The 17927-nt window shown below is 44.0% G+C and carries 17 protein-coding genes and 1 riboswitch; of the genes, 10 read left to right on the top strand and 7 right to left on the bottom strand.

Features of this window, described 5'->3' with window-relative positions:
* Nucleotides 1-74 precede the first annotated feature (74 nt).
* The 4 genes from WD077_13750 to WD077_13765 all read right to left on the bottom strand — a co-directional run bounded on the left by WD077_13750 (nt 75) and on the right by WD077_13765 (nt 7883).
* Entirely contained in the window at nt 75-413 is a 339-nt protein-coding gene (locus WD077_13750) for a hypothetical protein (protein ID MEX0968295.1), read from the bottom strand.
* 413 nt (nt 414-826) lie between these two features.
* Nucleotides 827-3352: a TonB-dependent receptor gene (locus WD077_13755; GenBank protein MEX0968296.1), complete on the bottom strand. Its 2526-nt coding sequence runs from the start codon at nt 3350-3352 to the stop codon at nt 827-829.
* A 65-nt stretch (nt 3353-3417) separates the two neighbouring features.
* Nucleotides 3418-3521: riboswitch (TPP riboswitch) on the bottom strand.
* 112 nt (nt 3522-3633) lie between these two features.
* The gene (locus WD077_13760) at nt 3634-4572 is read right to left on the bottom strand and encodes a class I SAM-dependent methyltransferase (protein MEX0968297.1); all 939 of its coding nucleotides are present in this window, start codon (nt 4570-4572) and stop codon (nt 3634-3636) included.
* 92 nt (nt 4573-4664) lie between these two features.
* Complete coding sequence (locus WD077_13765; protein MEX0968298.1) at nt 4665-7883, bottom strand: chemotaxis protein CheB; 3219 nt, start codon at nt 7881-7883, stop codon at nt 4665-4667.
* Between the two features lie 311 nt (nt 7884-8194).
* Here WD077_13765 and rpmH point away from each other — a divergent pair, with 311 nt between their 5' ends.
* From rpmH to WD077_13805, 8 genes are all read left to right on the top strand, one after another.
* A complete protein-coding gene (gene rpmH, locus WD077_13770; protein ID MEX0968299.1) occupies nt 8195-8353 on the top strand; it encodes a 50S ribosomal protein L34 in 159 nt (52 codons plus the stop codon).
* A gap of 13 nt (nt 8354-8366) precedes the next feature.
* Entirely contained in the window at nt 8367-8759 is a 393-nt protein-coding gene (locus WD077_13775) for a ribonuclease P protein component (GenBank protein ID MEX0968300.1), read from the top strand.
* Entirely contained in the window at nt 8734-8976 is a 243-nt protein-coding gene (yidD, locus tag WD077_13780; protein MEX0968301.1) for a membrane protein insertion efficiency factor YidD, read from the top strand. Before WD077_13775 ends, yidD begins: the two co-directional genes overlap by 26 nt.
* Nucleotides 8977-9088: 112 nt before the next feature.
* Complete coding sequence (locus WD077_13785; GenBank protein MEX0968302.1) at nt 9089-10759, top strand: S41 family peptidase; 1671 nt, start codon at nt 9089-9091, stop codon at nt 10757-10759.
* Between the two features lie 8 nt (nt 10760-10767).
* The gene (locus WD077_13790; GenBank protein ID MEX0968303.1) at nt 10768-11607 is read left to right on the top strand and encodes a sulfite exporter TauE/SafE family protein; all 840 of its coding nucleotides are present in this window, start codon (nt 10768-10770) and stop codon (nt 11605-11607) included.
* Nucleotides 11582-13246: a M28 family peptidase gene (locus WD077_13795; GenBank protein ID MEX0968304.1), complete on the top strand. Its 1665-nt coding sequence runs from the start codon at nt 11582-11584 to the stop codon at nt 13244-13246. Before WD077_13790 ends, WD077_13795 begins: the two co-directional genes overlap by 26 nt.
* Nucleotide 13247: 1 nt before the next feature.
* Nucleotides 13248-13952, top strand: coding sequence for a tRNA (adenosine(37)-N6)-threonylcarbamoyltransferase complex dimerization subunit type 1 TsaB (gene tsaB, locus WD077_13800; protein MEX0968305.1), 705 nt, complete (start codon nt 13248-13250; stop codon nt 13950-13952).
* 15 nt (nt 13953-13967) lie between these two features.
* Nucleotides 13968-14615 carry a rhodanese-like domain-containing protein gene (locus WD077_13805; protein ID MEX0968306.1) on the top strand — a complete coding sequence of 216 codons (648 nt, stop codon included), beginning with the start codon at nt 13968-13970 and terminating at the stop codon, nt 14613-14615.
* 29 nt (nt 14616-14644) lie between these two features.
* Here the strand turns inward: WD077_13805 and WD077_13810 are convergent, their stop codons facing one another.
* A complete protein-coding gene (locus WD077_13810; protein ID MEX0968307.1) occupies nt 14645-15910 on the bottom strand; it encodes an asparagine synthetase B in 1266 nt (421 codons plus the stop codon).
* A 139-nt stretch (nt 15911-16049) separates the two neighbouring features.
* Here WD077_13810 and WD077_13815 point away from each other — a divergent pair, with 139 nt between their 5' ends.
* Nucleotides 16050-16463 carry a thioredoxin family protein gene (locus WD077_13815; protein ID MEX0968308.1) on the top strand — a complete coding sequence of 138 codons (414 nt, stop codon included), beginning with the start codon at nt 16050-16052 and terminating at the stop codon, nt 16461-16463.
* Nucleotides 16464-16671: 208 nt separating this feature from the next.
* On the opposite strand, the gene WD077_13820 is transcribed toward WD077_13815, so the two are convergent.
* On the bottom strand, nt 16672-16860 hold the full coding sequence (locus tag WD077_13820; GenBank protein MEX0968309.1) for a hypothetical protein: 189 nt from the start codon (nt 16858-16860) through the stop codon (nt 16672-16674).
* Nucleotides 16861-16900: 40 nt separating this feature from the next.
* On the opposite strand from WD077_13820, the gene WD077_13825 reads away from it, so the two are divergent.
* Nucleotides 16901-17302 (top strand): thioredoxin family protein, encoded by a 402-nt coding sequence (locus WD077_13825; GenBank protein ID MEX0968310.1) that lies wholly within the window; start codon nt 16901-16903, stop codon nt 17300-17302.
* 150 nt (nt 17303-17452) lie between these two features.
* Here WD077_13825 and WD077_13830 read toward each other — a convergent pair whose 3' ends face one another.
* Nucleotides 17453-17749, bottom strand: a complete 297-nt coding sequence (locus tag WD077_13830) for a hypothetical protein (GenBank protein ID MEX0968311.1) — start codon at nt 17747-17749, stop codon at nt 17453-17455.
* Nucleotides 17750-17927: the final 178 nt, after the last annotated feature.

A 17927-nucleotide genomic window follows, 5' to 3' on the forward strand; every position in this document is an offset into this window, starting at 1 on the left:
TCTGTTCTCTGCATCAATATATATTGCAGCTAAATTGTCCATTTCAGACGGTACATGGACGGGTGGGCAGTACATTATTTTCGTGCCATCTTCACGAATTGGGTGTTTTCAAAAGCTTTAAATTTTCCTTTTAATAGTTTTATTTTTGTCTTAATTCCAAATTGATCTCTTCCTTTGGCATATTCTTGATTTCGAGTTACAAGCGCGTGAAGTTCCTTAATAAAACTTATTGTCAATTCCCTGTTTTCTTTAACCACATCAAAGACGAAATCAACAGCCTCTAAGTGATCGGATAAATGAGCCAGTAATTTTGGAACAGGTACGTTAGCATTGTGGCTAATGTAAAACTCAATGAATCCTTTTTTTATAAACGTTTCAGTGATTCCCTTTTCCAGGTCATACATGCGTTCCACAATACCTGTTTCAATAGCATGTTCACGCTTGAGTTCGGCTATAAATAGTTAGTATTCTCTTGAGTTGTTTTTAAGAATTTCCCTCCGTTCAAACCAAGAGGAAGACAGACGTGTCACAGGCAACCCATTTTGGAGTAAGCTCAATGTTTTGCCACAATCGCTGTATTCTTGGTTCGGTCATGTATTATTTAGTTTAATGATAGCATAAATTCAGACACTGGCCCTGTCCCCTGCCCCACTCACCAAAAATAACATATTTCACCAAACCGATCATCAGGAAGTTTCTGCTACCGGCCAATGAGGAAGTTTTCCCTGTACATCCACACATAAAAAGCCCCCGGACTTATCCGCTTCTGACGGTGTCAGATGGGGAAAGTCTGGGGGCTTGAAGTAAGCTTCTCTGAATTGCCCTGTTAGAGGCCGAGTACGATGCCTGCCCAATAATTTGTAGTGGCCATTGGGTAATAATAATTATAATCGGTACGGGTGGTGTTTGCGGTGTTGGGGTTAAATTCACTGGTGCTGAAAGTATAGCCGTTGGCCTCATAAAGTTCGTTCAGGAAGTTGTTTATCTGGAAGGTGAGGCGCAGGCTTTTGAGGCCGGGGATTTTCTCATTCAGGTATTGCAGGCGCAGGTTGTTCACCAGAAAGGGGGCAATGGAGCGGCTTTCGGTGCTGGTGTTGTCCAGGTATTGCCGGCCCACATATTTCGTTTCGTGGGTGGCCTTGAAGTTCCTGGCAAAGGAATAAGAAAGTTGCGAAGCCAGGATCACATCAGGCGAAAAGGCAATGTCAGTATTTGAATATGTGTTTACCACGGTGTCCACGGTTTCAAAGGTTTCAGAATTATAGGTATACAGCACCTCATTAAATTCACGGATCTTGTTTTGGCTAAAGGTGGCGGCCACTTGCCATTGCAGGCCACGGTAGGGTTGCCAGCCGGCTTCCAGTTCCACACCCGCCCGGTAGCTGTTGTCAATGTTTTGGCGCACCAGTCCGCCCACGTCATTAATTTCGCCAGTAGGGATCAGTTGATCTGTAAAATACATGTAGTAGCCGTTAGCGCTCAATTGCAACAGCGGGGAATTAAATACATAGCCGCCTTCAATGTCGTGCAGGCGTTCTGGCTGTGGCTCGCGTTGCGGCAGTGATTCCTGGAAATCGTTGCGGTTGGGTTCGCGGTGGGAGAGGCCATAATAAATATAGCCTTTATTTTTTTTATTAAATTGATAAACAGCGCCTGCTTTTGGATTTACAAATAAATAACTAGTATTATAATCATTGGCTTCCGGGTCGCCCTCAAAGCCGAGCAAAGTGTAATCAATGTAGCGGCTCTGCAGTTCGCCAAAAAGCAGCAGGTTGTCGCGTGGGTTCAGATCCAGCTTTGCGAAGATATTTCCTTCGTCTTTCAGCGCATCATTGTCATAGTATTGATGGCGGATTTCGCTCTCGCCCGCTTGACGCGCCCATATTACTTCGCCAAAGTGCCGGCCTTCATAACGCAACGCAGAAGCACCAAAAGTCACATCCGTATTTTCAGAAGCCTTCCAGTTGGCAGAGAGGATCGTCCCGTAGTAATAATTGTCCAGCCAGCGCCTGCGGATCAGGTCGCTTTCCGTGACAGTTTCGCCCCCGATGACCACAGAAGTGTCCTCCCCGGAAGGATTTACGATCGTATCGTTATTTACGAAAAGCGAATCGCGGAACCGGATTGTATCGCCCGGAAAAGTAATTGGCGCGATGGCATAATCGGGCAGGTATTGATCCACCTTGTACTCTTCGTAATAGCCGCGGCCACGGGTAAGAAATACCGAAGCGTTGCCAAAGAAATTTTCGCTGAAACGGTGGGAGAAGTGGAGCTGGTAGTAGTCCTGCTGGTAGTTGTCGGTTTCACCCTCATACGGATCGCCCGGTTTGCTGCCGTAGTCGGTGCCGCATAAGTTCATGGTGCGGTTGTTTTCCAGAGCAGCTTCGGGTGTGCCACACCAGGCCTGGTAGGTTTCTTCCACGCCCGTCAGTACCACGAATTTGAGGATGCTGCGGGTGCCGAAGTAGCCGCCACTGAGGTAGGCAGACTTGAGGTCGGAATAGGCGCGGTCCACGTACCCGTCAGAGCTGATCTTGCTGAGGCGGCCCTGGAATCCCCAGTTGTTGTCCATTTTTCCGGTGCTGAAATTTACGCTCCCCCGGTAGGAATTGAAGGAGCCGTAACTGCCACTGAGTTCAGCGGATGGCTGGTCTCCGATCTGGCTCGTCTGGATATTGATGCTGCTGCCAAATGCTGCCGAGCCATTGGTGGAGGTTCCCACCCCGCGCTGTATCTGTATATTCTCTACCGAAGCGGCAAGGTCCGGCAGGTCTACGAAAAATACGCCCTGGCTTTCTGCGTCATTTACCGGTACGCCATTCAGCGTTACGTTAATGCGGGTAATGTCCAGTCCACGAATGCGGATGCCGGTGTAGCCTACGCCATTGCCTGCATCAGAGTTGGCCACTACTGATGGCGTCATGTTCAGCAGGAAGGGAAGGTCGCGGCCCACGTTTTCCTCCGTAATTTCTTTTTTGCTAATGGTAGAAAACGTTTTGGGTCCCTCTTCTGAAAAGCGCGTCACCTCTACAACCACCTCTTCACTGAAATAGGGTTTTGGTTGCAACTGCAGGTTCAGTACCATAGGCGCAGTTACGGTAATTTGTGTGTCAAGCGTTTGGAAACCCACGTAACTCACGCGTAACGTGTGGCTTCCCTCGTGTACCTTGGAAATGGCGAAGGAGCCGTCCGCACCAGTTGCAGCACCTTTGGCCTGGTCCTGCACCACAATGTTGGCACCTATGAGCGGTTCGCCTGTTTCGGCATTTGTGATCCTGCCGGTAATTTGGCTTTGTGCGGCCAGCCCTGCAAAGGCCAGCAAAGCGAGCATTGAGAATAGTAGGCTTTTCATTTTCCTGTTGTTTTTTTATGAATAAAAAAAATGAATCAACAGGGAGAACTTTACCAGAAGCCGGTAGCAAGATTCTCTCTCCATCCCTTCGTCAGTATTATCTGCGTCAGGTTCAACGGGTATAATCTCAGCCTTTCCTTTTCAGGACAAAGCACCCCTGGAGATCCGGGGGCAAAGGTAGAAATTAATTGGAAGGCGCGTGATTGGAAAGTGGATTTAACTGATTGATCGGGTTCTCACGAATTTTTAATCGTTCAATCCGTCCGATCCATGTTCCTATTCTATCTTTTAAAAATTAATGTTCCTCTTTGAAATTCTGTTAAGTCATTTCGGTTGACATCCGGTTTATACCTTTTTATAATATCAGAATGAATAAGCTTCACGTCAAATGGAATTTGTTCTTTATAATTTTCACCAATGAAATCAACTACCTTTAAGTGGTGCTCAAAACATAGTTGAAGATAATAAGGATGTCCGAGCCGGTTAGTATAAGCTATAGAATTTCCTGCCCATTTTTCCCAGTACTTGTCAGAATATTTTAAAAAATTGAATTCCGATATTTGATGATCTTTAAAAAGGCCGTCATTGGTAAAATGGTCTATAAAGTTAATAGTATGTACAGAGTACCCATCAGTCCTTAAAGATTTTGAAATTTCTTTAAATAAATGTTCAAGAAACACTGGCCTTATATGCTCCATAACTACTTGTGAAAAAATATAATCATATTTTGCGGAATTCTTTCTTAGATCATGGATATGATAGAAAGGAATGTAGGTGATATTAGCTGATGATAGAACCTCATGTAGGGAGGTAGCATTTTTTAATTTGTATAGCTTACTTTGAATCTGATCCAAAGAGAGATTGCCCTTTGAAGCTATTAGTTTTAAATACGCTTTGCTATCCAGGCATTTTAGCTGTTTTTTGACACTCCTAAAAGTTATGTCTTTAGTTATATCAACTGTGGTAATATGCGCAAACCCAAGCAGATGAAGAATTAGTGGTTGATACAGGAAATAGCCTGTGCCAATTTCGAGTGCAGTTTTTCCTGTGTAAGAATCAAAACTGCAATTGTCAAGCATACGCAGCGCTTCATGCAAATGATAAGTTGCTCCATTAGAATAGTAATTCCGTTTAAATCTTGCCGGTAAATGATTGAGCTTATCACCCAAATTAGCATAAGATATCCATTTTTGAAGCAATGCCTTAACTCTCCAGTCCATGTGCTGAATTTAAACCTAACTGTACTTTCCCGACATTTCTGTTTTGGCCGGCTCGGCAACTTAATCAGCGAAAATTCGTTCGCTCCGTCCGATCAGTGTTCCGCTTCTTCTGATGACTTAGTTCTGAAGAAAACTTTAAATACCGAGCCTTTTCCCAATTCACTCTCAACTTCTATTTCCCCTCCTGCATTTGTAATTATTCTTTTTGTCAAATACAAGCCTATTCCGCTTCCTTCAACATGATAATGTCTTCGATTGAATTTTGTGAATATTTCACTGATTTTATCTTTGTCCAGCCCTAATCCGTTGTCCCTTACAGAAAGCATAATATATTCATTATACTTCTCAGTTTTTATCGTCACTTCAGGTGTACGGTCGGGCGACTGGTACTTTATTGCGTTGGTCAATAAATTTAACAGGATGCTCCTTAAATTCTTTTTAGAAAATGGAATTTGTTGTTCTTTTAAATCAATGTTAATTGTTACATTGGCCTCCAGCAATTTATCCTTTATACTGGATTTCACTTCTTCCAGAACATCTGCTACGGAGATATTATCATGCACATCAATATCACTTTCAATTTTGGTGATATCCGAAAGCTCGTTGATGGTATCTTTGAGTAATAAAACTGACAGATCAATTTTACTTATTATCTCTTTATCCTCTTTATCCATATTGCCAGGTGATTTCTGTAAAAAGTCAACAAGTTTTTCTAAATTAGCCACCGGGCCTTTCAGGTCATGTGAAACTGTATAAATGAAATTGTTATGGTCTTCGTTTATTCTGGTTAACTTGTCCTGTACCCTTTTTATTTCGGTAATATCATTAAAGGTAATGATGGCTCCATCATTTTTATTGTCCTTTTGTTTGATATAAGGTATGACCATCATCTGATACCATCTGCCGTCAGTGGTTTGTACCTCTTTTTCAATGGTGCTTGAACCTGCAATGACAGTATATATATCATCAACCATCGTTGAGAATCTTATGTTGGTTGAAATATCACTGAGCGGACGTCCGATGTCACTTTCTTTAAGGTTGATTTGCCGGATGGCAGAGGGTGTAAACTTCCTGACCACCAAATTTTTATCTACATAAAGTTGACCGTTGATGGTGCTTTTGAAGTAATTGTTTAAATCGTCATACAATTCGCCAAGTTCTTTTATCTTTAACTGGTATTCGTTGTTTACGGTTTGCAACTCTTCATTTACTGATTGAAGTTCTTCATTAGTACTTTGCATTTCCTCATTGCTGGAAATAAGTTCCTCATTGTAGGAAGAAATATTATCACTTGAAACTTCCAGTGCGTCATAAGCTTCTTTGAGTTTGTTTTTGGTTTCTGCAAGTTCGTCCTTTAGGTCTTCGAGGTGGCGACTGGTATGTGCTTCTATACTGAAGACTTCTATATCCTTTTCAGCAATTTTCTTCGTCTTTTCTTCTTTGAACAAAACGAGGAGAACAGTTTGTATCGCTGTATTATTGGGCAAGAAAGGTTTTACAAATAAGCTGACGGAATGCTTTGATCTATTTCTTTTGAACTTTACTGACTTTATCGCTGCCGCTTTTTTCTGTTTCACTGCTTTTCGCAAAGCGGTTGATGTGGCGATAGAAAGTTCTTCGGGCAACATTTCAAGCAGGTTGAAATTAAATATTTTAGGAAGCAGGTATTTCTCGTAGTTCCCAAAAGTTTGTATAATCTCGAAATCGGCATTAACACATATTCCGGCTTCATAACCAGATTCTTCCAGCAGTGTATGATGGATGATTTCCGTAAGGTTATTTTTAATAATACTCTTTTGAGCAAGGGGGCTGTTTCTAAGTTTAACCAATTGTTGATCCGGGCCAGGGGTGCTATAGGTGGTGTCGCGTAAATTCCGGACTACTTCAATACTTTTATAGATTTTCCATTTCTTATCTATCTCTTTGAATGATTTCTTTACCTCTCCCAGGCTTTCGCTGGGGCCTAAAAACAGAAAGCCTCCCAAATTAAGGCAGAAATGAAGGGACGCAATAATTTTCTTTTGCAGGATAGGATTAATATAAATGAGCAGATTGCGACAGCTTATCAGATCTATTTTACCATAGGGAGGCTGCTTTATAATGTCGTGGTCAGCAAAAATTATCATTTTCCTGATGTTGTCCTTTACCTTGTATTTATTGTCTTCTTTAATAAAGAACTTATGGAGCCGCTCCTCAGAAACGTCATTTGCAATGCTTGCGGGGTATACGCCTTTGGAAGCATGCAGCAATGCCGGTTTATCAATATCACTGGCAAATATCTTTACATCAAGACTTTTCTTAAGCTCAGTAAGATGCTCCACGATGAGTATGGCGAGCGAATAGGCTTCCTCACCTGTAGCACATCCCACCACCCAGACTTTTAAAGTATCTACCAGCAATTTATTTTCAATAATTTCTGGAATTACCTCTTTCTTTAGTTTTTCAAAAGCTTCTTTATCTCTGAAGAACTTAGTGACGCTGATAAGAAAATCTTTTGCAAGAAGATCTATTTCAGAAGGATTGGCTTTTAAAAATTCGGTATAATCCCCCAGCGTTGCTATCTTGTTGCGGGTCATTCTTATCACTATCCTTCTGATGATGGTAGGCCGCTTATAATCTGAAAAATCCAGGGGTGTGTTTTGCTGAATCAGTTCAAGGATATTGAGCAATTCAGCTTCATCGTTCTCGGAAATTGTGTGGCTAAAGTTGCTTTCTAATATATCCCGCTTTAGGTAGGCTATTATTTCGTCAGGAATACGTTCTGGGGGAAGCACAATGTCTACATTGCCCGATTCGATGGCGCTGTTGGGCATTCCATTGAATTTGGCGCTTTCCGGGTCCTGCACAATTACGAATCCACCATTTCTTTTGATGGCGGCAATACCTTTGGTTCCGTCCGTCCCTGTACCCGAAAGGATGACGGCAATGCTTTTATCGCCCTGGTCTTCTGCCAAAGAATCAAAAAAGATATCTATGGCGGTGTTGGGTTGGGCGGTTCTGATATCGGTCAGCAACAACATTTTGTTCCTGATCGTCATGTTCTTTCCCCTAGGCATGAGGTATACATGGTTTGGCTCTACGTAGGTCTCGTTTTCGGCCACTGATATTTTCAGCTTGCTGTGCTGGGCAAGGAGTTCTGCCATAAAGCTCTTATGGTCAGGTGAGAGGTGCTGTATGATGACGTAAGCCACCCCATCTTCGGGTGTGTGGTCAAAAAGCAGGTGAATGGCTTCCATGCCTCCGGCTGAGGCGCCTATCGCTATTACATAAAGATCTTCAGGATCATGTCGCTCATTAATGTTCTGTGTCATTTAGGAGGGGTTATTGTGACCCGGTCATCTGATAGGACGGACTTGGATGTAACTCCTTCAAAATTATGAAAAATAGCTTTGGTCGCTGTCAGAAGCGAATGAGGACATCAATAGAACAGGAACGCAAATCAGAGGGATTGAACGGATGTTACGCAAAAAAATCCGTAAGTCTCTGTCCAATCAGTTAATCCTCGTGCCCATCTTCCAGTCACTTCTCAATCCGGAAGAAGAATGTCGTCAACGATTCCAAATAATCAGAAAGCTGCTATCTTTGCACTCCTTTTTTCGGCAGGTATAAATTAAGCAGAACAATGAAAAGAACATTTCAACCCAGTGTCAGGAAAAGAAAGAACAAGCACGGCTTCCGCGAACGCATGAAGTCGAGAAATGGCCGTACCGTCCTGAAGAACAGGCGGAGAAAGGGTCGTAAGAAGCTTTCTGTTTCCTCGGAATACAGGCCGAAGCGATAAGCCTTCTGCTCTTATGAATGCCGTTCGCCATACTTTCAGCAAGGAGGAGCGGCTGTGCAGCAATAAGATCATTGAGCGGCTGCTTGACCGGCAGCAAAACTCTTCCGTTTTCATTTTTCCAATCTTATTTGCGTGGATCGAAACTCCGCTTCCCGGCCGGTTCCCGACTCAGGTCCTGATCTCCGTGCCCCGGAGGCGATTCAGAAAGGCGCACGACCGAAACCTGCTGAAGCGCAGGCTGCGTGAGGCATACCGCCTGCACAAGCACCAGCTATATGACTTCCTCCGAAACCGCCAGATGCAGGTGGCTTTGCTTGTAATGTACAACAGCAATGAGCTGCATGATTATTCCTTTATCGAGGAAAAGCTAATATCAGCCTTTGAAAAATTTCAGCACAAAGTTTAAGCAGGCCGCCTCTTACCCTTTCATCCTGCTGATCCGTTTCTACCAGGCCGGCATCTCTCCTTATTTACCGAACTCCTGCCGCTATACCCCAACCTGCTCTCAGTACAGCCTTGAGGCCATCAAAAAATATGGCCCGCTGAAAGGCATCTATATTGCAATAAAGCGAATTGGGCGCTGTCATCCCTGGGGCGGCAGCGGCTACGATCCCGTTCCTTAAATTTTTCTACCAATAATTAAGTCGCTTTCCAGGTCGTTCTGAAGTGGATCTTTATATTATTCTGCTTCTCCACGTCCGGTACCGGCCATTTTTAAAGTCAGACATAAATTTTATGAAAAACAGAATTAAAAGCATTTCCCGCAAATGGATCCTTCCGGTATTTATTGCACTCACCTTTGTAGGCGGTGCAGGCTATACGGCTGATAATTACTTTGAAGTATCTAAAAATCTTGACATTTTCGCCAGCCTTATTAAGGAGGTCAATACCTATTATGTAGATGAGGTAGATGCTTCTGATCTGGTGCGTACCGGCATTGACGCTATGCTGAAGACGCTGGACCCTTATACCAATTATATCTCTGAATCAGAAATAGAGGATTACCGCTTTATGACCACAGGCGAGTATGGCGGCATTGGCGCGGTGATCTCTACGGCCGGTAAGGATGTGCTGATCGTGGAACCCTATGATGGCTATTCTGCCGTAAAAGCCGGCCTGAGAGCCGGGGATAAAATCCTGGAGATTGACGGCAAGGATATGACGGGAAAAAACACACAGGAAGTAAGTGCCCTCCTGAAGGGACAGCCAGGCACTGTGCTGGAGTTAAAAATATTAAGGCCGGGCAATGACGAGCCTTTTATCAGCAAAGTGACCCGTGAAGAAATTAAGCTAAATAATGTCCCGTATTATGGAATGGTGAATGAGCAGGTGGGCTACATCCAGTTTCGGTCATTCCGGCAAAATGCTGCGAAAGAAGTGAAGTCGGCCCTGTCAGAGCTAAAGAAAAATCCGGGTTTGGAAAGCATTATCCTTGATGTAAGGGGAAACCCGGGGGGATTGCTGAATGAAGCAGTAAACACGGTAAACCTTTTCATTCCGAAAGGAAAAAGCGTAGTAAGCACAAAAGGACGGATCAAAGAATGGGTGAAGGATTATAAAACAATGTACAGCCCGGTGGATACCGATATTCCGTTGATCGTACTCACAAATGGTACCTCCGCCTCAGCTTCTGAAATTGTTTCAGGCGCTGTCCAGGATCATGACCGCGGCATTATCATAGGCCAGCAGACTTATGGGAAAGGCTTAGTGCAGACCACTCGCCCTCTTTCTTATAATGCCCAGTTAAAAATAACCACAGCGAAATATTATATCCCGAGTGGAAGATGCATTCAACGGATTGACTATTCCAGCCGGGATGGATTGGGAAAGGCCGGAAAAATTCCTGATTCATTAATTACTGAATACAAAACGCTTGGTGGCCGCTCAGTCTATGATGGTTGCGGCATTACCCCTGATATTGAAACAGATGTTACACAACATGCGGAAATAACCAAAACGCTGCTGAACAAAAGGTACATTTTTGATTTCGCCACCAAATATCGGAATACGCATGATTCAATTCCACCGGTAAAAGATTTCCAACTCACTTTGCAGGACTTTGAGGACTTCATAGCTTTTATCAGCGATAAGGATTATCAGTATGAAACAAACACCGAGAAGGCCCTTGAAAAACTGAAGGAGAGTGCTGAAACGGAAAAATATTATGAAGCTATTAGTAGCGATTATGAAAGCATGCTGCAAAAATTAAAGCATGATAAAGAAGAAGATTTGCGCAAGCATCAGGAAGAGGTGATCGCCCTGCTGGAAGAGGAGATCGTAAGCCGTTACTATTATCGCAATGGGCGGATCCAGGTTTCTCTGCGCACCGATACGGATGTGCGGGAGGCATTGGAAGTATTTGAAAATCCACAGGAATTTAAAGGAATTCTCACGCTGGCTGAATAAGCTTATAAGTGCTTGATATTGTTGATATTCTGCTGCTTCTTGCAGCAGGCTGTGCGGGTGGTTTTTTAGCCGGGCTTTTAGGAATTGGTGGTGGAGTCATCTTCGTGGTTGTGATCAGTTATTTTCTTTTGCCTTATGAAATGGATCCGCACGAAGCGGTAAAATTTACGCTGGCCAACTCTCTGTTCGCCACTTTTTTTGCCGGCCTTTCCGGTACGATAAAGCAGATCCAGATTAAGAATTTTCATTTGCGGCAAATACTGCTCACGGCATTGCCGGGCGTAATCTCATCTCTTATTATTTCCTTTACTATTATTCATTTCCAGTGGTATTCCAAAGAAAAGTATGGGGTCTTCTTTATGGTGATCCTGATCCTTTTTGCATACCGGATGCTGTTCACCAAGCGCAAGCCGGAAAAAACCGATTTGGTGGTTAGTGACATCAGCAATAACAAATACATGGGTACAGGCCTGGTAAGCGGTATAATTTCCGCCCTCACCGGCCTGGGCGGGGGAATCCTGATCATTCCGGTACTGCATTCATTTATGCGGTTGGACATCAGGAAGGCGGCTTCTATTTCCCTGGGGATCATTCCGATTTTTGCATTTGCTAACAGCCTCGTTTATATGCTTTCCGATCATAATGCTGTCATCAGTATTCCCCTGAGTTTAGGCTATATCATCTTCCCGGTTGTACTGCCTTTGGTAATAGGCGTGATTATATTTGCACCGCTTGGCGTAAGGCTGGCATATCATCTTCCTCAGAAATGGATCAGGGCCTTTTTTGGGACGCTCATTTTGATCCTCTGTTTTAAAATGATCTATGAAAACTTCATCAATTATGCGTAACCTGTTTTTACTGGTTTTAATTCTTATCACTTCAGCTCCATTTCTTTCTGCTCAAACATCTGATACGGCCGGCTCCGCTATGCGGTTATACAATCACGTCAGTATTCTGGCCTCTGATGAATTTGGTGGCCGGCTTACCGGTACTAAATATGAGAAGAAGGCTTCCGGATATATCAGCAATTACTATAAAGAATATGGACTGGAACCTTTGGGAAATAATAAGAATTACCTTCAGGCATTCGCATTTACCCCGGCCATTGAATTGGGAAAAAAGAATTCATTTAAAATTGAAAAGAACAAATATCCTGTTAATGAAAAATGGTACCCTGTGCCAGTTTCTTCGAGTGGAAAGGTGGAAGGAACGGTGGTCAATGAAACAGCCGGCATATCAGAATCGGGAAGCCAGGCAGGTAATATCCTGCTTCTCAATCTTGCAATTCCTGCTGATGCTGATCCGCATGACCCCTCCATCGGCTGGCGCAGCAGGCTTGATGCAGCCGCCAAAACGGAACCTGCAGCGGTGGTTCTCTATAATGCGCCAAACGATATTTCGCTGGATGGAATGCGCGGCATTTCCAACCTGCAGCCATACAAGTTTCTGGTGGTGCATGTGGGGGAGGAAATTGCTACGGAGTTGCAGAGAGATGAAAGTGCAGCCTCAAGCGTAAAAATCTCGGTGGACCTGAAAAAGCCTGAAAAGACGGGACACAATGTGATTGGTTATATTGATAATAATGCTTCATCTACAATTGTAATCGGAGCGCATTATGATCATTTGGGTATGGGAGAATATGGAAGTTCCCTGAGCGCTGCAACGGGCGAAATACATAACGGAGCTGACGACAATGCCAGCGGGACAGCCGTTTTGCTGGAGCTGGCCATGCAGGTAAAGAAGGCCAGCCTGTCCAACCATAATTACCTTTTCCTGGCTTTTTCCGGTGAAGAACTAGGACTGCTTGGCTCCAACTATTTTACGCGCCATTTGCCGGAGGAGCTGCCTAAAATGATGGCGATGCTGAACATGGATATGGTAGGGCGACTGAACCCGCAATCGCAGGAACTTGGGATAAATGGCACCGGCACCTCACCCGTATGGGATTCGCTGTTGAACATTATTAGAGTGGGGAATATCCGGGAAAAGACGACCTCTTCAGGAATGGGATCTTCTGACCATACCTCATTTTATCTCAAGGAAATCCCGGCAATTCATTTCTTTACGGGTGTCCATTCTGATTATCACAAACCTTCAGATGATGTCGAAAAGCTGAATATCACAGGAATGGCAGCCGTATCTCAATATATTTTTGAAATGATCCTGCACCTCGAAAAACTGGATCAGATGGAATTCATCAAAACCAAGAATGATGGCAGCACAGTGCCCCGCTTCAAAGTAACACTGGGAATAATGCCTGATTATTTTTATGACAAAGGCGGTTTGCGCGTAGAAGGAGTTTCAGAAGGGAAACCTGCTTCAGAGGCAGGAATGAAGGATGGCGATATCATCCTTCAAATGGGCGATGTTCCGGTTCGGGATATAATGAGCTACATGCAGGCACTGTCGCATTTCTCGAAAGGAGACGAGGTTGAGGTGCTGGTAAAGCGAAAAGAGGAAACCCGGAAGCTGAAGGTAAAATTTTAGGGTGGCTACAATCCTGCACATTGAAACGGCTACTGATGTCTGTTCGGTAGCCATTTCAACGGATGGTACCGTTGAAGGTGCAAAAACAGGTGAGGAGCCGCGAATGCATTCCACCCATCTTACGCTGTTTATCCAGAAACTGATGCAGGAGATAGACATGAAACCTGCGACCCTCTCAGCGGTTTCCGTGAGCCAGGGGCCAGGGTCATACACCGGTTTGAGAATCGGGACATCTGTCGCTAAAGGGCTTGCATTTTCACTAAATATACCGCTCATTTCGGTGCCTACATTGCTGGCCTTCTCGGCTGCTGCTGCGACCCGTTACCCAGAGGTTCCCTTACTCTGTCCCATGATTGACGCAAGGCGCATGGAAATCTATTACGCCATTTTTGATCAGGCTTTAAATCCACTGCAAAAAACGGCTGCCGAAATAATTGATCAGCATTCCTTTGAAAAACTACTGGTAGAAAAGCAGGTATTGTTTTTTGGAGATGGGATGATGAAGTGCAGAGATATTCTGGAGAAACACGGGAGCGCAAAATTTTGGGATGATTTCTCTCCGCAGGCCGGATACCAGGCCGGGCTTGCATATCAAAAGTTCAGGCGGCAGGAGTTTGAGAACATTGCCGATTTTGAACCATTTTACCTAAAAGATTTTGTGGCTAATAATTTTTCTAAAAAGTGGCAGAAGGTATTGAGAGGCTGATAATTTAATTTTAAGATGATGGAATTAAAATTTTTGGAAATACAGGAATTTAAAAAACTGAAAGAACAGGGGTTGACCGTCCTGGATATCCGGTCACCCCGGCAGTTTGCGGAGGGGCTGGTTCCGGGTTCCATCAATATAGCGAGGAATGAACTGTTTGGAAAGCTGATGCGCAGGCTGCTGCTCGAAGACCAGGCGCTGCTGATCGTAGCGGAGCCGGGCAGCGAAGAGGTACTTTTTAAAGAACTGCAAACGCTTGGATTTGAAGAAGTGAAGGGATTTCTGAAAGGCGGATTTGAGGCATGGCAGGCTGCCGGGGAGCCAATTGATGTTGTGATTGCTACGGATACCGAGGAATTGCTCATAGATCGCAGATTTGGGCAGCCTGTGATTTTAGATCTGCGTCCTGAAAATGAATTTCAGGGGGAGCACCTGGCCGGCAGCAGAAATATTTCGCTGGAAGAGATGCTTCAGGAAGTGGATGATTATGCTTCCAACAAAACCTATTACGTGCTTTCTCGTCCTTCGTCAGAAGCGATGACCGCCATTTCCTACCTTAAACTGGAAGGCAAACACAATTTTTATTATTTAAATGAAGGATTTGAGGCATTAAAAGATGCCGGTGCAGATATGGTAATGCCTGGAAAAAAGAAACCGGGTTGACGTTGAAACCCGGATGCCAGAATCCCTGATCAGGTTTTCTGCTTTTGCTTGCGTGCAGCAGGAAACAATACATTATTAAGAATGAGCCGGTAGCCGGGAGAGTTGGTGTGCAGGTTCAGGTCGGTTGGCGGCTCGCCTACCATGTGCTGGTAATCTTCCGGATCATGTCCGCCATAGAAAGTCCACATTCCCTTCCCGATTTCTCCATGAATATATTTGGCCTCATCCAGTGATCTAGTCTGGCCCATTACCAGCACATCGGATTTAATATACCGGTTTTCAAATGCTGTGGTCTGTCCCATAAAGCCTTTGATCACGCGCGTGTGGTTCTGGCAAAGCATGGAAGGAATAATATCCCACTTCGCAGAAAATTCAAAGAGCGTAAAAAAATCGTTTTGTTCTGAAACGCCCTGCCTTTCCTGGGGCTCAGCATCTATGGAGGAATACTCATAGTCATAAGGACTGGTTTTGAGTACGAAATCCTTGAAGGCAAATGTGGGATCGTAATTCAGTTTCTGCTGTGCGTGTGGATCCATCGGGTCTCCGTCAAACATGGATTCGCAAATATCCACTCCCTCAGCCGCTAATGCGATATCGTAGGTATCCGTTGCAGAGCACATGGCGAAGAGGAATCCACCGCCAAATACATAATCACGGATCTTTTTTGCCACGGCAAGCTTCAATTCTGAGACTTTGCTATAGCCCCATTTAGCAGCTATTGATTCGGCCTCCTGAACCTCTGCCTGATACCAGGTTTGATTTTTATATGCTGCCCAGAATTTTCCAAATTGCCCTGTAAAATCTTCATGATGGAGGTGAAGCCAGTCGTAAAGGGCCAGTTTATTTCCCAATACGTCATCATCATATATAACGTCATAAGGAATCTCAGCATGGGTTAGTACAAGCGTCACTGCATCGTCCCACGGCTGTTTGGTTTTGGGGGAGTACACTGCAATTTTGGGTGGTTTTTCCAGCTTTACCACTTCCATATTCACTTCCGGCCGAGCTATATCGCTCAGGATTTTATTGTATTGGGCATCAGCCAGAATTTCATAACTCACGCCCCGGATGATGCACTCCTTCTCAAATTCGCTGGCAGATTTAAGCGCAAAGCTCCCGCCCCTGTAGTTCAGAAGCCAGTCTACATCCACTTCATTCGAGAGGCTGAAGTAGGCCAGGCCATAAGCTTTTAAATGATTGCGCTGCACATCGTCCATCGGGATCAGGATGTAGGCGGCTTTTGAAATAAAGAAAGAGGAAGTGAAAAGAAGGATGAGGGAAAATCGTTTTAGCATAAATCAATTGTGTTTCTGCGGGAGGTACAAAAAATGTGCATTCCATCGCTTTTGCTTTCAATACTTATAAAATGGATGAAAATGAATTTCTCTGCGCAATGGCCAGGACTATTTTTGTAGCCTCATTAAAATAGAATTTATGGGCAGGTCATTGATTTTCTTGTTTTTGTTCATGCTGTCGGTTTGTTTTTCAGTAAAGGCTCAGATACGGTTTCCTGAAGGAAACTATCGCACATTCCAAAAGGAAGCGAAGAAGAGCAATAGCAGTTACCTCGTATTTTTCTACACAGATTGGTGCAAGCACTGCCGGTTTATTATTGACAGTACATTTACTGATGCGAAGGTGAAAGCTGCGATGGAGCGCGATTATCTGCTGACAGCAATAAATATGGACAAGCAAAAGACCTGGGGCAGGGTATATAACATAAAGTCATTTCCTGCTATCATTCTGTTCGATCCTCGTGGCCACGAGCTGGCCCGCGTCAGGGGAAGCGTTACACGAGAAGAAATGCTGGACTTCCTGGGTTCCGCGAGCCAATCTCCGGTAAGATGACCCATAGCTCAATCCTATATACGCAGCTTTCGGTACTCTTTGTACAAGCTGAATCCTGTACTTGTCCGCCTATCACATCAGAGGCAGCCTGTTTTCATTTCTCATTGAATCATATTCTGCAAGCCCGTAATCATCGGGATCATACGGAGAGACCCACATTTCACAATTCGATTAAAAATATCTTTAAAATAGTATTGAACATGGTTTGTTACTTTCCTTCAAATTCATTTTCGGGGAACTTTACCGTTGCCGGTAATCTACTGAAACGCTTGTATACAGCGATATGCGGTGATTGCCTGCGCTTATTCTCCTTTATCATCCTGAGCGGGAATAGAGAAATTCTTACACGTGTTACGTACTTCAACTCTATCATTTTTCTCAGGCTATATCGCACCATACTTTTGTATTGTTGAAACGGAAGAAAAAAAATTAAGCACATGAAAAACCTCATAACATTAATCGTAATAGCCGCCCTCGGCACCGGGTGTTTCTCTTTTACCACTACTAATAAGAAGGTGATGTTTTTTGACGGAAACCTGAAGGGAATGAAAAAGATGGCCAAAACAGAGGAGTGTGGATATTTTATAATCTTCTATGCCTCCTGGGATAAGCGTTCTGAGAAGTTCCTCAATGCGCTGGAGCAACCCGAAGTACAACAATATCTTGATAAGCAATACCTGGCATTTAAAGCCAATATAGAGGATCACGAGGATTTAGGACAGCGCTATAATATCACTCATTTTCCGGCAGTGGTAGCTTTTAACAGCAAAGGCTGGGAGGTGAAGCGACTGAGCGGCAGCACGAATTCCGCAGAATTTATTTCATTCCTCAACAACTGACAAAGGCGTGGATTAGGAAATTTGAAGAAGTTAGGTTTTGGGTTTTGTAGGTTGTTGGATGCGGACAACGGAATGTTGTCCCCAAAAAGGTCTCCAGAGGTGGAGGCCTTTTTTGGTTTATATGCTATCGTAAAATCCAGTGCTTCCTACCTATGCCATGACCTGCAAAGACTGCTGCTCAAAAGGAAACAATGGAATCAAGGAGGAATAAATAATATGAGCTTCCGGAAATATAACCTGAAGGACCTCCAGGAATATCTTTTCATCATGATCTCTGGATTTATGATCCATGATAATAGTAAGGTGGCCGTCATATTCCCTGAGATGGATCAGGAAACTGGTTGGGGAATAACTGATTTGCCTGCTAAGATGACCCAGCCGGGTTTTTATAGCATCATCAGTAGTGGGGGCGGATTCAGGCGTAGATTGCAGGGTGATGATTTTCATGGCTCGGTTTGTTTAACATGTAAAGATTCTGAATTTTGTTCTTAATTTTAATCCGTATTTGTACTTGTTTTTACTGTATGAGCTTCAGTATAATATGATGTTCATCGCTCAATGGCCGGAATATCCATCTGGGCCGATTCATACCGGTAATATGTACCTATTAGCTTAAATCGGGTGA

It is taken from the genome of Bacteroidia bacterium, assembly GCA_040880525.1.
Lineage (GTDB): Bacteria > Bacteroidota > Bacteroidia > CAILMK01 > JBBDIG01 > JBBDIG01.